Below are 15,820 nucleotides of genomic sequence, written 5' to 3' on the forward strand. Positions count from 1 at the left end.
CTCAAAGAGTCAAATATTCACTTGCAACAGCAAGAGCATGATTTTCCGGTAATCAGCCATGACGGATGATTCCTTTCGACGGCCACGACGTCGGTGTCGTGGGTGAAAGGCTTATCCTGCCGAGAATGCCGTATGAGCGCTACCCTGTCGTTACATCGGTGCTATCCATTCGGCGCATCCATTCGGCGCACACCTACTACCAAAAGCCTCTGCTATACAGGCGCACACCTACTACCAAAAGCCTCTGCTATACACTGAAGTTTCTGCCGAGCTTCGAGAGCTGTTGAAGAAGCTTCAGCGTGGATGAAAAGTACTTACTAAGGCTTTGGCACGAAACAGGAGGTACGAGGTGGATTTAAAAGGGATTTAACGTAGAAGATCCCCGATTTCTCAGGGATCTTCTGATGGGCTTGGTTTGAGCATGTCCAGAACCCTGCACCCAGAGAGACTTGGCCTGAAGGTCATTCTGGTCTTTCGGGTTTCACCCATCCGCTGCGTGCACCAGAAGTAAAGATTAACACATCAGAGCGCTAAGTAAACGGAATCGGGGTTATACGATAGTTCCGAATAATGGGAAAATCACGCGTTCCGAAAGCTTCACCGAGCCAGCTGCCTTGAAAAGAATGGCATCTCCAGGACGAATCGAGTCACGCGTTGCAAGGATCAGATGTTCAAAATTGTCGAAGTGGAGCACCTTCATTCCTGTCAATCGTGCTTTCTCCGCAGTAAATCTTGATCCTTCACCTATGCACAATAGGAGATCCACAGGCAGTTCTCCTATCAGAGTACCAATAGCTTCGTGGTTCTCTTGAAGTTTCGTTCCCTGCTCTCCCATGTCACCCATGACTACGATGCGACGTCCCCCGTCAGCCAAGCTCAGTGTAGTTAGAGCCTCCAATGCCAGCCCCATTGAGAGAATGTTGGAGTTATAGGCATCAATCAAAAGACGATACCCTCCAACTTCTACAAGATTCTGTCTGATAGATGCAGTCTGATATCGGGAAAGCCCGGCAACGATCCTATGCGGCGCAATCCCAGCCTCACGTGAAGCTGCAAACACGGCCAAGGCGTTCCCCACATTGTGTAGACCCTGCGCATGTAGCAAAACTTCGAACGCACCGTCCGCACATACCACTTCGAAGACAAGATCATCTCCAGAATTCTGAATATTGCGAGCAAAGTAATCACAGCTGGAATCCGAAATACTGTACCGAATTGTACGAACCGGAGGATCCTGTGCTCGAAGATATTCGTTGTCATTATTCAATATGAGAACACCGTCGGGCTTCAACCCGTCTGTGATCTGCATTTTTCCCTTGATGATGTTCTCAATTGAACCCATCTGATCAAGGTGACCTTCGCCAATTGCCGTGATAACAGCAATATCAGGTCTAATTAATCGCGAGACTTGACTAGCGGAACGAGGTGTGCCACCGTTGACCTCTTGAATATACGCCTCATCTGAAGCTCGAAGTTTCTGGAGGACTAAGGACGCAGTAGTCAGTGTGTTGTTATTCCCGGCGATATGCATGGTCTGGTAATTTCGATCAAAAACACCACCCATTAGCTCTTTCGTAGTGGTTTTACCGGCCGTTCCGGTGATTGCAACGGTGATCGGATTGTAGCGACGGCGTATACGTTTCATGAGTACTTTGTAGGCACGCCAAGCATTCTCCACAACCAACGTCGGAATACCCTTTTGAGGTGCTTCCGAAATGACGAACCGTGCACCTAGAGAGGCCGCATCTGCCGCTACCATTTGGTCGAGATGGCGACGTGAACTCGTGTGCTTCACTAGAACCACTGCGCACCCAGCCTTCACATCGCCCTTGCGGGTGACAATCCCTGGAATTCGGGACTGCATTGACGTTCTCAATAAGTCAGCGTCGGAAGGAGAGAATTCAGTCCCCAGTGCCTGGCAGATCTCTTCCGGTGTCAGGTTGGGCTGGAAATCTGACGCAATACTGATTGTTCGTGATCGGTCCAACTTAAGATTGGTTCCAAGCAAGTATGAAACTCGACTCGTGGTATCAGAAATCGCTTTCGTGCCGAGATGAGATTTGTAAAAGGGATGCATAGGTAGCGAAGTCGGGAACCCCTCCAAAACTGGAGCGTACCTCTGGATAGGAATGTAGCTTTGATCCACATCGATAGCGCCCTCTGCAGTAATACGTACCACGAGGCGGAGGAGCGCGGATTCGCTGTGCTTTGGATTCACTGATCCGGACACAAGCGTGCCGAGTGAAGTAGCGATCGGTACACGCCGCTTGTCCAGAGTCTCATGTACATAGATCCGGCTGACCACCATCGCTCGACTACAAATAACATAATCGAAGCCTGCTTCGGCCATGATTTTTGCTGATTCTAGACGCTGAGCTCGGCTGTAAGGCTTATTCGAGGAGCTACAGTCCAAATATCCAAGAATAAATTGGGCACCTTGTTCTCTAGCGGCCCGAGCGGCGGCCTCGACTTTCTCAGCAGTGAAACCGTTGAGAAGCTCTGATGCTCCAGCATCTGTGATCATGGTTCGAGTTCGGTATAGTTCCATTGAGAAAGACAAGACCGCAATTTTTATGTCATTTACGTCAATAATTGGTGATTTCGCGCTACCCAAACCACTCGGAATCATCGAAGCAGCCCTGACTGCCTCTTCTGTGGATGCGATCCCGCGAACACCTGCATCGAGATTGTAAGGATTCGCAAGCGCGAGGCAATCAAATCCGGCAAACTTAATCCCGTCGAGATACTCTTTGCGAGCATTCGCGTAGTGTCCTGCAACGTGCATTCCACCAAGAGTCGCAATGGAGGGAAAATTATCAGCGACAACCGAATTTAGACTAGCTATGGCCAGATCTGCCGTCTCAAAACAAGAGCGCAAACTCTTGAACGCAGGCCGGAAATCATATTCGCGGTCTAGCGAAGCCGTTTGCTCAATTGCCCGATCATAGGACAGTAAACCTGCACATAAGATAACGGCTTCATTCTTGGCACCTGACTCAGTTTGTTTCCAATGATGCGTCTCTTCGTCTGGCACGAAACGGCTGCCATGTTTAGCACGCTCGGAATGAGACTTATCAGAGAGTGGCGTGAAACGAGGTTCGCGAATCGAGAATTTCTCGACAAGTTTGTCGGCGAGATCATCACCCTTAACCGGGCTTACATCGACCGGTTTCAGATCCAAATCTAACTGTCGGTATTGTGCACCCAATGAAGTTTTTATACGATATTTGTCCGCTTCAGCATCAAGAATCGAATAGTCTAGATCCCCTGAAACTAGAACTTCGCTAGGCACGACGGTTGAAAACCCACGGATGTCCAAATGGTCGATGATCTTAGCCGGGATAAAGCCATCATTTTTCACAACAACCTTTTGGTTACCGTCACGCGTTAGAGTAAGCGAGCCAATGAATGAGTCCTGCGTAATCGGCTTTTTACGCTGAATATCGGCGATGAAATTGCCGCCCGAATAAACAACTGGCACGATTCGACCATCGGAGGATCGAACGGTCGTGTAGTGCTGTGGGCAATGAGAGTGAGAACCAAAAATGTAGTCGGCTCCAGCATTTGCCACCATTCTTGCGAAGTCAACTTGCCGTTTCGCAATTGTGTCAGTGTACTCATTTCCCCAGTGACAATAAGCAAGCACAAATTCTGCGCCCGCTGCCTTGGCCAAGGAGATATCAGCCGCGACTTTCTCTGCATCGAGGAGACTCGCAGCAGCCGCCAGTCCGGCAGCAGTGAAATTATGCTGCTTCATCTTCTGCCGGATAGGATCCAGATAAGCAACTAGAGCGATGCGCATCCCTTTGATCTCGATCATCGTGTAGCGACTTTCGTCTTCACCTGCGTACAGCCCGCAATGTATAAGTTCTGCGCGGTTGAGCGAATCGAGAGTCTGTAGTATGCCCTTCATTCCAGTGTCATACATGTGGTTCTGAGCATTCATGACGACATCAAACCCTGCATTTCTCACCGCAGTTAAGAATGCGAACGGCGAGTTGAGGTGCGGTCGGTCATCCACAAATTTTCGCTCATGCATATATGGATACGCATCCGCAAACATCGATTCGAGATTGCCAATTGAAAGATCATATTTTTCAAGCAGGGGCTGCACATACCGGAAATTCTCTGTGAAGTCATAGACGCCGTCACGCAATGAACTTACCTGCTGCCGGAATCCACACATGAGGTCGCCAACCATGGAGATCGTGACGTCCCCTTGGGGGAGGCTATCTTTCAACCGGTATACATCGCCGTCAAGATGAAAGCGGGACAAATTTACATCAGATTCAGAAGCCCCGCGAACAGAACCCTGAAATTCATCTAAAGCTGGGCGATTTTCAAAAAGGTCGAGATAAGCTTCTAGATCTGCAGGCGAGCCAAGGAGTTTGGAAACGGTGTAACCCGTTTCCCGCCCAAAAGAGGAATCTATTAGTGCTTTTGGAAATCCGCCATTTCGCACTTCCAGCCCAGTATCTTTTGCCCAGAGATCAGCAGGCGATCCGGCTGAACAGATTAGCGTAGTATTAGTAGGAAACGCCGAAACACCTACGAAAACTACGGATTCCGGTACATGTACCTCGCTCAGCAAATCGCAACCATAAAATGCCCCGGTGGCGATTTCTTCAAGACCGGAATTGAGCCATAGATTCTCGAGCGATGAGCATCCAGCATAGGCACGAGACCCAATTTCCTTAACCTGAAAAGGAATTACCGCTTTCTTGAGAGAATAACAATTTTCGAAGGCTCGTTCGCCCAAATATTGCAATGTCACAGGTAGCGCGTGCTCGACAATGGATCGTACCACTTTACGTTCGTCGGTTGGACCGGTCCCGACAAAGTGTGGCAACTCGGCAAGCGCGGAGCATCCTGCAAATGCCTCGGACTCTATGCGCCTCAAATCATACGGAAGGACCACGGACTGGAGCGAGGTGCAAGCTCGAAAAGCTCGCGCTCCAATTCGTTCAATACCAGCAGGGAGTTCAATATCTGTAAGTTGATCGTTTTCAGCAAAAGCTTCGTTTTCAATTGAAGTTACCGAAATGCCGGATACTTCTAAAGGAATTCGGACGATGCCCCTAGTGCCCAAACCAGACACTAAGGCAGCTGAAGTTTCTGAAATTAGAAAATTCATACCATCGACGATAATTGATTCAGCGGAGTGCGACTCGTCTAGTTTCTTCGAATTAGTTTTCAAAATAGTCCTTTGATGATAATGTAGGAAAATTGTAGTCTACTGATAAAAAAATAAGTTTCGATCGGTGGATAATGAAGAATTATCTTTTGGAGACTAAGAAGGATTCAACCAGGGTCGTCACCTTTCGCATTAAGGCTACGTGCATGCTCGTGATTCATACATTTTCCCGAACGCTTTGAGTGGTAGAGCCATTGATACAATGTCGTTGTTTTGTGAAGAAGGACAATCACAAGTTGCCTGAGAAATGCATAGAACTTTTTCGATGCCATTTCAAAAACGGTCAATCTGACTACCGCGATCGGAATCATCCGAGTAATTTAGAAAATCAGCTATGAGCCCTCCGATACCACCCGAAAACTGAAGCGCAATGGCTGCATAGTAGTCAGCGTGCGGGAACATTGTGTATCTCAAAATTGCTAGCCGGCAGTTCTAGATCAGCGCTTATGAAAGTATCCTTCAACTAAATTTTCGATATCCAAAATGGCCGCCTAACGGTTACCGAGGGACACGGGTGTCAAACCTTCATAAATCGCTCCGCGCTTGAATCCAAACAGGGTGAATTGAATTGGAATACGCCGATGGGTGAAAGAAATGATCAGCTGGTATGTGCCGAGCGATGGCTAGGCAGCCAACTCCCATAGGGAGGCCGTAATAGGCGTCACAATAAACTCCCTCAGATAATCCACAGAAGCATAAAGGATCCCCCCCTTCTGAAAAGAAGAAAAGACATACTCAATGTTCAGTCTGCCAAAGAATTGGTGGTGCTTCCAGGTCCTTCGCTTAAGGCCCACGAAGGCAATCCCCACCCGTGAAGCTATCTTCGTGCAGAATCCACCCCGAGGAATTCCTTTGCCGAGGTCAGCAAAAAACACTGACCTTCCGCCGAAATTGAGCGTCCGACTTCTCAGATGTAAAAGTTCGCCTACAGTGTATTTGTCACTCGTATTCCTGACCATAGTGGTCGTCAGATCGGTAAATGCGGGAATTTGGATTTCGTCGCATAGTGATGAATGTCTTGCATATCTACTCCGTAGAGACCTTTTCTATTCATCAATGTTTCCAAATCGCCAAACCATTCACCGCGTGATATTTCCTTGTACTCGTCAAGGTCAAATGCTTCGGCGTATCCATCAAGCACGGTTTCCCCAAGAACGTCGAGTGCCATTAGCGTTTTGCGGCATTTATCGCATTTTCCACAATTTTCAATCCCCAATAGGCAAACTGTTAGATAACGGAAACTTTCAGGCATCTTTGCCACGAGTTCAGTCTTTTCTAGTCGATTCCAAGACTGATTAGAATTGTAAAATCTCATACTGCCTGTGCCCAGGTAAGGCAGTAGCCACTTTTCGTAAGAAGCCGCATCATACGTCAAAGAGAAAGAGAAATTATCCAGGTTATATGCCGATGAATAGTAATATTTACTGAATAGTTTTTGCAGACTCATCGCAGCGGCGACATTTCGGTAGGTGTGGGAGTATGAGAAGTAGCTTCTTCCGAAAGCCGCTCTCAGGAACGCTGACAAGTTGGAATCAACCACAACCAGATCGTAGCTATTTTCGGCACTGAATTGGTGAGCTTTGGCGAGCTGGCCCTCGTAGAGTTGACGTGAGGTCAGTTTACTATTTCCCAGCGTAGCGTCCTGTCCGTGGTGAGCGCCAACATTGAAATAGGTGAAATGAGTGATCCTATACTCTTCCAAAGGCGAGGACTTTGAATACTCTGAAAGCGTTGCGAAAGAATCAACTCCCAAGGACATACCAGAACCAACACCGCGACCCTGAAATACGCTGTCCTCTATGGGCATTTCCAAGTCAAGAGACTGTCCGGCGCTTCCTTTAGCTAATCTGAGTTGCGGAATCACATGGTACTGGAGATTATAGGCTAGCTCGCGCGAAATCGGCCATTCTGACACAATCTTGCCGTATCCAAGACGTATGGCAAAACGAACGAGAGCGACAACTGCAGGATCGCAACGATCATCCGTGAAATATCTGGCCCATTGTTCCGAAACTTGGAACCAGAGATCATGTTCGCCCGATTCAGTCTGAATGGTAAAGACTAAGCGGGCCGTTGAATTGGCTGAGTTGGCTTGCGTCTTGACGTTCTTAACTGTGATGGTCTTCAAGTAAAGGTTCCGCCGTTCCATGTACTGACTGGACTTCAAACCACTTAAGCTTATCGTAACACCAGGGCGTATGCATTCTCTGACCCGAATCCGCGAGTAGTGCATTTCCGGGACGAGTTTCTCGAAGATGATCCGGTCGCTGATCCGTGGGCGGTGGCATCCCCATGGGTGCTCGTCTTTGCCTTCGGGGATAAGTGCCTTGAATTGGTGTGTTTCGTCAAGTTAAAGTGAGCCATTAAAGCGGTAAAAAGTAAGCCATCTCGGCGCAGAAATGGGCCATGTCAGCGCTAACGCCGCCGAAACAGACCAAAAACCCCGTAAACACAAGGATTCACGGCCTGCCCCAGCAGCATCGCAGCACTTAGAAAGGTGGCTGGGCGCCGTCCCACTCCTCTATCAACTGCCGCACGGACTTCCTCTCAGGAACCACAGCTCCCTGCACCCAGTCAACAGCCAGCATCCCGTCTTGGGACCACCCCGCAGCAGGGTCAAGAAAATCCTGCGGCCATGGAGCCGGCCGACCGGACTCATCCCACCAGCCCGTTCCTTCCCCGCTGGCCAGCAATTCCAGATCTTCCTCCAAAGTGCGCCCTTCAGGGGCCACCGTCCCGTGGCCTGCTCGCCCATCAGGTTCCCTTCCTCAACTTGTTCTTCGGCATGTTCCTGGCGCAGTTCATCGTGTTCGCCGCTCATTTCATCAACGCGTGTTTCACCCGGTACGACTGCCCACGGAACTGCAACAGCCTGCCATGGTGAACAATCCGGTCAATGACCGCAGCAGCCATATTGTCATCACCGAACACGGTGCCCCAACGCTTGAACTCCAAATTCGTCGTCAGCACCAGACTCCGCTTCTCATACCCATCAGCAATGACCTGGAACAACAACCTGGCACCTTCGCTATCGATCGGAAGGTACCCAAATTCGTCAATGACAAGGAGCTGGTTCTTCGCGATGGAGCCAAGCTCCTTATCCAACCGGCCTTCATCTTTCGCCCGGCGCAACGTCATCACCAGCGACGCGGTGGTGAAGAACCTCGCCGGAATGCCCCGCAGGCACGCAGCGGCCGCCAACGCGGTGGCCAAATGCGTTTTGCCGGTGCCCACGTCGCCGAACAGCACCAAATCCTGGGCATGCTCCAAGAAATCCAAATCACTCAACGCTTCACGCCCATAGTCCGGTGGGAACGTCACCGAGGTCCAGTCATAGCCCACCAACGATTTCAACGCCGGAACTTCGCGGCCTTCAACAACCGCTGATGACGCGACGCCGTCCTGGACTCATGCTCGGCTCGGAGCAGCTCATAAAGGAATTCCCGCTGTTTCGGCGTGCCCTTATGCGCCCACTCAGAGATCACCGCAGCGGTCATCGAGGCCGCCCGGCCAGCCTGCACCAACTCTTCAACGCTCACCAGACTCATGCCAGCACCGATTCTTCTTGCTCAGCGAAGAGCCTGTCATAGACCGACAGATCAACATCCCCGGTTTCCGGCTCGGTGCCTTCGGCCAACCTCCTGGCCAGCATGCCCAACGTTTCATGGCCAGGATCATCGCCTTGCTCAATGATCTGCCCTGCAGCCTGCACCGCGGTTTCAAACCCTGCAGCTTCACTGGCCTTGTCCAACGCTGTCAGCAACCGGCGCCGGTCCTCGGCCACGGCGCTATCCAGCCAGTCACGCACGGGATCAGAAACCACCGCCCGCACTGGGGAGTTAGCCCACGCCCCCGGACGGTGCGCCAGCAACGCGAGCACCCCGGAGGGCTCCATGATTGTTTCCGGATGAACTCCGAAGACTCGTGGAAACCGCCGCAGCACGGCCGCCTGCTCATCGAGGATCTCAATGACATCGTGACGGATCCCGACCGTCAATGACCTCCTAGCGAACACCGGCCCGGCCGCGTAGGTATTGGTGCCCACCTGCAGGTGGCCGTATTTATCGGCTTTACGCGACTCGTAGCGCACCGGGTCAAACCCCGCCCCCGGCAACGCCAAGCCAGCCTGAACATCCTGCTCGAAGAGGTCCTTGATCAGAGTCCTACGCCGCCAATGCGGTTTGCCTCCGAGCCGATCACACCGTTCCAGCAGCACCTTGTTCAGCCCTTCCAACGTCGCCGCATGAGGCAGCGGGACCAGCAGATTCCGGCGCAGGAACCCCACCGCGTTCTCAACGTTGCCCTTCTCATTGAAATCACGAGTTCGTGATTTCAATGATTATTCCGAGGATTCCGTTATCCCGAGTACTCGTCGTATGTGGCGTGCTGTCGTGGTTTCCAACGCTCGTTTCTCGGGATAACTACTTGAGGCCAGCGAGTCGGAGAATCAAATCATCCGAACCCTCCCAGATCGGAGCGGGATCGGGAGTGTTGCTGGCAGCCTTCTGGATAGCCTCGCGCACCATCTGGTTATCGGCCGAGGCATAGATTTCGGTTGTGGAAATATTCGCATGGCCCAAGAACTCCTTGATATGCGGCAAAGGCACCCCGGCACGCAGCATCTGCATCGCACGCGCATGCCGAAGCTGATGGGCATTCACATGCTCGGGAACCTCGGGGCACTGCTCCCGTGCGATGGCCGCATATTTGTTGAGCATGTAGGCGACGTTGTCCTGGCTCATCTGATGCTGTCCACCGGCCCAGACCGTATAGAACAACGACGCCTCCAGATCGATTGGGGCCGGATGAAACATCTTCAGATACTGCTCCAAGTGGCGCCCTGTCTTGTCCATGATCGGCACCGTTCGCGCCTTGCGCCCCTTGCCGGTCAGCGTCACCGCACCGCCTCCGGGCGTGGTGACGATGTCGGCAGGCTGTAGGTCCAAGACTTCCTGGATGCGCGCGGCGGCATCGAACATCAGCAGGATCAACATGGTGTCACGCAACCCGTGGCGGGTTTGTTGCCCCGGCGCACGAATCAACGCCTCCACCGCAGGCATGACCAGCGCATCCGGAATACGTTCCGGCGCACGTGCAGGGCGAACCCTCTTGACGTCCAACCAGATCGCAACCAGTGCCGGTTCCTCCCCGGCGCAGTATGAGAGGAAGGACTTGACGGCGGCCAGCCGCTGGTTCGCGCTGGAGGCGCCCAGGTGACGGACATCCATGAGCCACGAGATGAACTCGGACATGCTGCTGTAGCTGATCGCATCAAAACCGACCTGCTCGAGCTTCAAGGACCGCGTGTCGCCCAGAAACGCCAGCAGCGTGTTCAGGGCCGTCTTGTAGGAACGGATCGTGTGTGGGCTGAGTCTGCGCGAACGGGGCAGATAGCTGGTCAACCAGCTGCGCACCAGGGCGAAGAATTCATCGGATTTCATGGTCTGCCTCCGGGAACATGGATTCAATATGGGTGTTGGCGATGGCGCGCAGATCGGGGTGGAAATCGGCGGCCAGATGGAAGTAATACCAGGTATCTTCCGTGTTGCTATGCCCCAAATGCAGGCTCAGATAGGCAACCAACGCCTCCGGGTTCCGCCCGGCGCGAGCCCACCGGTTGATCAGTTCGACCACGTGGGTGTGGCGCAGGTCGTAGGGCCGCGGAGGCGAAGCGGGACTCGCCACGATGAGCGGGGCAGTGGCATCCAGAAGCTCATGGAACCAACCGTCCAGTGCCCTACTGGTGTAGATGTTTCCCTGACGGTTGGAGAAGAACGGAATCCGATCCGGGCGAAAGGCACTGATTGCTGCGTCGTATTGGCGGCAATACTCCTGAAGATCCGGTGACAGGAACACCGTCCGGTCCTTGTGTCCCTTAGACTCACGAATCAGCACTGCACCGCGGGCCAGATCGACATCGTTGCGGTGCAGTTTCCTCGCCTCTCCCGGGCGCAGGCCCAGGCAATAGATCATCCGAAACATTACCGGAATGATCAGATGCCGCTGCCTACCAATTCGCGAATCCTTGATCGCGTCGGCCGCATCAAAGAGCAAACGCAGCTCCCGATGGGAAAAAATATGCGGGCTGTAACGAATCCGCCGGCCAGGAATGCCTGGCGGGATGACGTAGGCCTCGATTCCCAGCGCGGCCATGTGCTTGGCCAGCTGCCTGAGGGGGGCGATCCTCGTGAGCTGACCGTTGATATGTTCGGCTGGATGTTTCACGACCCATTCCATGGCCATCTCCCGGGAAAGATTACTCTGCCCCGGGTAGTGCTGAGCACATATGGCGTCGAAGGCCAACAAATGACGCTCGGAATCTTTATACGACAGCCCCAGTGCATGCTTCAGCTCCAGCAGACCCTGGATATGAGGGGCCAAGCCACTGACAAAGCCGCTCATGGCCTTGTCCCTCGCGGTTCGATCCCCGTGAAATCAAGGCAGCATTCCCGCATGCGGTTCTCGTCGGCGGCCAGGTAGTGCTTGGCCGAGGAAATACTCCGGTGGCCCAGCGCCCCGGAGATCACCGGCAACGGCGTATCGCCTTCGAGTATCCTGGTGGCCAGGGATGCCCGCAGCACCCGGAAACCGTGCCCCATCTCTGGCTGGGAACCACATCCTGTCCGGGCAAAGGCACCGGCCGCCATGTGATGCAAGCGATTCGTTGGCGCCAGGGCTACGAACGGGGCTTGGGTCCGGAGGAACACGTGCTCGTCGTTCGTCCCTGTGGGTCTGTCGTGCAGCAGGTAGTCGGCGATGGCCTCTCCGACATCGGCCAGCAACGGCAGAACCAGCAGCGCCCCCGTTTTATGTTGCGCCAGGGTGATGCATCCATGCCGCCAATCGATATCCTGCAGGCGCAGGGCCACGATGTCGACGGGACGCAGCCCGGTGCGTGCGCCCAGCAGCAGCATTGCACGGTCCCGGATTCCACTGACCGTATCCGGGTCGGGCGAATTTGCGAGTAGCTCGATCTTCGCGGCCGGCAGCACGGACACATGCCTCACGTGTCGTGAAAAGTTACGTGGAACAGCCCGCAAGAGACCCGAGCAGCTTCGAGTCTCTTCGAGAAACCGGCAGAGCACCCGAATCGCCGAGAGTACCGTGCCCATGCTGCCGGGCTGGTAGTTTTCCGCCAGTGATACCAAGGCGGAGGCCACCTCTGCACCAGTCAATGCCTCAAGATCCGTGATTCCTTGCGCTTGCCACGACGCCAAGGCGCGGCGCCCCACGGTGGCACGCAGGTCTTGGGTGGCTTGGGCCAGTCCTTGGAGGGCCAACCACGTTTCGAATTGCTCTTGGACCGGGCGAAACACCTGGTTGAGCGCAAAATTCGGGCGGGTGTGTCTGGAGAGCTTCCACCTGTATGTGCCGGTGTGCTGGACCTCAGACAAGACCAGCGCCGTCTTGCGCAGGAGCTTGTATTTCCATTCCTTGAACCGACCCGCGGCCAGTTCCGTGGCCAGGAACCGCAGATACGAGGCCAGACCTTCGTCGGTGAACTCGGTGATGCCATTTTCGGAACAGAACACCTCGAAGCGGTGCCACGCCCACCGATACTGCATCAGCGTCGATGGCGCCTGGTTGAGCTTGAGGATCACGGTATCGGATTTGGAGATCAGCTCGGCAATGGGGATCTTCATTTCTTTCTCACCTCTTGTGAATGTGAACAGGGGGGGTGAGTCAGCGTAAGCCCGGATTGTTATCCCGAGGAAGGTCCCTCAAAATCCTCGGGGTCAAAGGACTTCAGACGCATGTTCGGGATAACGTAATCCTCGGAATAATCATTGCCCGAATATGGATTGCAATACTTCGCTTCGGACCGGTAATGCGCTTTGAACGCAGCAAACAATTTCGTTTCCAACACCTTGGTCTTGACCCTGCGCCCCACACCGGTGGCGTTATCGAAGATCATCCGGTGCGGCACCGCCCCAATGTGTTCAAAGACCGTCCGCAACCCGTGGCAAACACATTCCGAGGTTTCACCCCCATACGCCTGCGCGAAGCGCATATTCGAGTACGGGAGGGTGACCACGAAAAGGTGCACGACTTTTTGCTCGCCGGCCAAGAAGACCTCAGCTTCGCCGAAGTCCACCTGGATTGTGCCTGGGGCCCAATCCAGCTCCAGGAACCCGTCGTTCTCGCTCTGGCGTTCTTGCTTATAGCGTTTGACGAATCGCTGCACCGGCGAATACGTGCCCTGGTAGTTTTCTTCGTCCACGAGCCGGTCAAAGATGCGTTGGGCGGTATGGCGTTGTTTGCGTGGTTGGCCGATGTCATCTTCGAGCCAGGTGCTGATGGTTTCCTCGAAGCCGGTGATGACCGAGCCTGCTGGCCGTTTACCCGCTTTGGGCGGGGCTGGTGAGTAGTTGGTGATGCGCAGGTATTTGGCGACAGTGGCTCGGCTGAGGTTCAGCTGAACGGCGATTTTACGCCCTGAGATACCCTCAGAGTCTAATTTCCTGATAGTTTCTTGCACGGACATGGGTTCCGTCATTTCCTTCCAGACCTTCCGGCGCCGAACATAGGCAAAATGGGGCGCCGTAAGGAATTTATCTGGCCAGACGGGCCCATGTCCTTTGCTGTCTTCTTCGTGACAGGAGCGAGGCAAAGGGGGGCAACGTCTGGGCGTGGTGATCAATGGGTGGCCGCGGTCGGGGCTGCGGAGGATTCTTGGCAGTCCCGGTGGCGTGGGTGGCCTACTTCTTACCGCTTTAATGGCCTAAATGTGGCCGCTGAAATGGTCTATTTCTTCAGCCGTAATGGCCTACTTAAAGTTGATCACACACACCCAGATCCACCCGCCGCCGGAACGCGTTCTCGGCCCGTGGTTGGAGCATGATGCTGTTTTGGAGGTCCTCGCCTCCTGGCCCACCCCAGCGTTGCTGAAGCACGCAGGCAAAGCGCGGATCGATGCGAAGCTGAAAAAGCAGGGAGCCCGCCGGCACACCGCGTGGGCCAGCGCCATCATGCATGCGCTGGATGAGCAAACAGTGGTCGTGGTCGGCACCGATGCTGCTGGCCTGGTCATCCCGCACTTGGCACGGCAGTTGATCTCCTTGCATGACCAGCGCGTGGACGTGGCCACGCATTTGGAGGCAATGGTGGAGGCCCACCCTCTTTACCCGGTCCTGACATCCATGCCAGGGGTCGCCGTCAGGACCGCCGCGATCATCATCGCCGAGATCTCCGGCAAGACCTTCACCAGCGCCGCAGCGCTGGCCTCCTACGCCGGCCTGGCACCGACCACGCGCCAGTCGGGCACCTCGATCAAGTCCGAACGCGTCAGCCATTCAGGCAACAAACGACTGAAGCGAGCGCTCTTCCTCTCGGCGTTCGCCTCCATCCGTTTTGATCCGACCAGCCGGGCCTATTATGACCGAAAACGTGCTCAAGGCAAACGCCATAACCAGGCACTCATCGCGTTGGCTCACCGCCGACTCACAGTCCTGTTCGCCATGATCCGGGATGGTTCACTTTATGACGTTCCGGAGCTGAAAATAGCTTGACTTATTACATAGGGGCACCCCCCTATGCAGATCACTGTTGACTTGAACCAATGTGTGATTGAGGGGTCGCGTACGATCGAATCATGATGAATCAAACTGCAATATTTGTTGATGCCGGGTTTTTATTGTCCTTGGGCGGGCATAGAGTTGCTGGAACAACTCTTCGTTCGGCCTTCACCACGCATTATGAGTCTCTAGTTCGAGGAATAGTCCAGATGGTCAAGAAGAATACGGGACTGAATAACCTCCGGGTCTACTGGTATGACGCTTCCAAGGACGGTCTATTTACCGAACAGCATAAGCGTATTGGCCTGATTCCAGGTGTAAAAGTCCGGCTAGGTCGCATTTCCTATAATGGCGAGCAAAAAGGTGTTGATCTCCGGCTGGCCTTGGATTTGGTTGGCGTAGCACGACATGGATCGGCATCCGTTGCTTATCTCGTTTCCGGAGATGACGACCTGGCCGAAGCAGTAGAAGAGGCCCAAGACTTGGGCATGAAGGTCGTATTGCTTGGTTTGCAAAAGGACCAGAGCCGTTTGGGAGTAGCCTCGGTGGCCGAACACTTAGCTCTGACGGCCGATGCTATTGAGGTGATGCCCGATTCCATGATTGATAGTTCATTCACTCGAATCATTGACTGGGATAAAGATAATTGTGATAAAACCGCATTGGTAGCCGGTGCGCCAACCGCGAAGCCCTCGGCGGTAGCAAAACCTGGAATCCCAACCCCCGCCTTATTGGCGCAAAAGGCCCAAGTTCTGCGCAGCGCCGAGCCAACGACTCAAGCGGAAGTCGTCTACTCTTCAGATAGCGAACGTTCGGGTTTCCATGGCCATGCTGCCTACGAACAAAAGGAACTGACCGCGGCTGAAGAAATTGGGGCCAAAGTAGCTCAGTCCTGGCTTGCCAGCACTACCCAATCAGAGGTTGTTGAACTGGTCGCGGACAAACCGCAGCTGCCGCCAGAAATCGACCGAACTTTACTGAAGGACTGTGCCCAGGTGCTCGGGGAGTGGAAAACGGATCAACAAACCATCCGTCGTACCCTTCGTGGCGCTTTTTGGGACTATCTGGATCAGATCATGTGACGCGATGATCGCCTCGCAGAATCCAGCTT

6 protein-coding genes and 5 pseudogenes are annotated in these 15,820 nt (G+C 53.7%); 2 read left to right on the forward strand and 9 right to left on the reverse strand.

What is annotated here, in order from left to right:
- Positions 1 to 550 precede the first annotated feature (550 nt).
- From CIK76_RS12780 to istA, 9 genes and pseudogenes are all read right to left on the reverse strand, one after another.
- Positions 551 to 5,197 (reverse strand): CapA family protein, encoded by a 4,647-nt coding sequence (locus CIK76_RS12780; protein WP_096287068.1) that lies wholly within the window; start codon positions 5,195 to 5,197, stop codon positions 551 to 553.
- Positions 5,198 to 6,161: 964 nt separating this feature from the next.
- Positions 6,162 to 7,322, reverse strand: a complete 1,161-nt coding sequence (locus CIK76_RS12790; RefSeq protein ID WP_141393555.1) for a hypothetical protein — start codon at positions 7,320 to 7,322, stop codon at positions 6,162 to 6,164.
- Between the two features lie 111 nt (positions 7,323 to 7,433).
- A pseudogene (locus CIK76_RS19100) lies at positions 7,434 to 7,514 on the reverse strand (IS5/IS1182 family transposase); the annotation flags it as partial.
- Positions 7,515 to 8,011: 497 nt separating this feature from the next.
- Positions 8,012 to 8,742: pseudogene (gene istB, locus CIK76_RS12800) on the reverse strand (IS21-like element ISAar7 family helper ATPase IstB).
- Positions 8,739 to 9,506, reverse strand: a pseudogene (locus CIK76_RS12805) (IS21 family transposase); the annotation flags it as partial. The pseudogenes CIK76_RS12805 and istB, both read right to left, overlap by 4 nt.
- Positions 9,507 to 9,615: 109 nt before the next feature.
- Positions 9,616 to 10,635 carry a tyrosine-type recombinase/integrase gene (locus tag CIK76_RS12810; RefSeq protein WP_096287074.1) on the reverse strand — a complete coding sequence of 340 codons (1,020 nt, stop codon included), beginning with the start codon at positions 10,633 to 10,635 and terminating at the stop codon, positions 9,616 to 9,618.
- Positions 10,622 to 11,596 (reverse strand): tyrosine-type recombinase/integrase, encoded by a 975-nt coding sequence (locus tag CIK76_RS12815; RefSeq protein ID WP_096287076.1) that lies wholly within the window; start codon positions 11,594 to 11,596, stop codon positions 10,622 to 10,624. The genes CIK76_RS12810 and CIK76_RS12815 overlap by 14 nt, the downstream gene beginning before the upstream one ends.
- On the reverse strand, positions 11,593 to 12,837 hold the full coding sequence (locus CIK76_RS12820) for a tyrosine-type recombinase/integrase (RefSeq protein ID WP_096287078.1): 1,245 nt from the start codon (positions 12,835 to 12,837) through the stop codon (positions 11,593 to 11,595). Before CIK76_RS12820 ends, CIK76_RS12815 begins: the two co-directional genes overlap by 4 nt.
- A gap of 140 nt (positions 12,838 to 12,977) precedes the next feature.
- A pseudogene (gene istA / locus CIK76_RS12825) lies at positions 12,978 to 13,679 on the reverse strand (IS21 family transposase); the annotation flags it as partial.
- A 304-nt stretch (positions 13,680 to 13,983) separates the two neighbouring features.
- Here istA and CIK76_RS12830 point away from each other — a divergent pair.
- Both CIK76_RS12830 and CIK76_RS12835 read left to right on the forward strand, forming a co-directional pair.
- Positions 13,984 to 14,703: pseudogene (locus tag CIK76_RS12830) on the forward strand (transposase); the annotation flags it as partial.
- Positions 14,704 to 14,786: 83 nt separating this feature from the next.
- On the forward strand, positions 14,787 to 15,791 hold the full coding sequence (locus tag CIK76_RS12835) for an NYN domain-containing protein (protein WP_096287080.1): 1,005 nt from the start codon (positions 14,787 to 14,789) through the stop codon (positions 15,789 to 15,791).
- The last annotated feature ends 29 nt before the right edge of the window (positions 15,792 to 15,820 follow it).

Source organism: Glutamicibacter sp. BW80 (genome assembly GCF_002332385.1).
GTDB lineage: Bacteria > Actinomycetota > Actinomycetes > Actinomycetales > Micrococcaceae > Glutamicibacter.

What these genes read in the sequence shown, in the direction of transcription:
- CIK76_RS12810 (WP_096287074.1), bottom strand. Translation starts at nt 10,635, where the DNA reads ATGAAATCCGATGAATTCTTCGCCCTGGTGCGCAGCTGGTTGACCAGC.
- CIK76_RS12815 (WP_096287076.1), bottom strand. Translation starts at nt 11,596, where the DNA reads ATGAGCGGCTTTGTCAGTGGCTTGGCCCCTCATATCCAGGGTCTGCTG.
- CIK76_RS12820 (WP_096287078.1), bottom strand. Translation starts at nt 12,837, where the DNA reads ATGAAGATCCCCATTGCCGAGCTGATCTCCAAATCCGATACCGTGATC.
- CIK76_RS12835 (WP_096287080.1), top strand. Translation starts at nt 14,787, where the DNA reads ATGATGAATCAAACTGCAATATTTGTTGATGCCGGGTTTTTATTGTCC.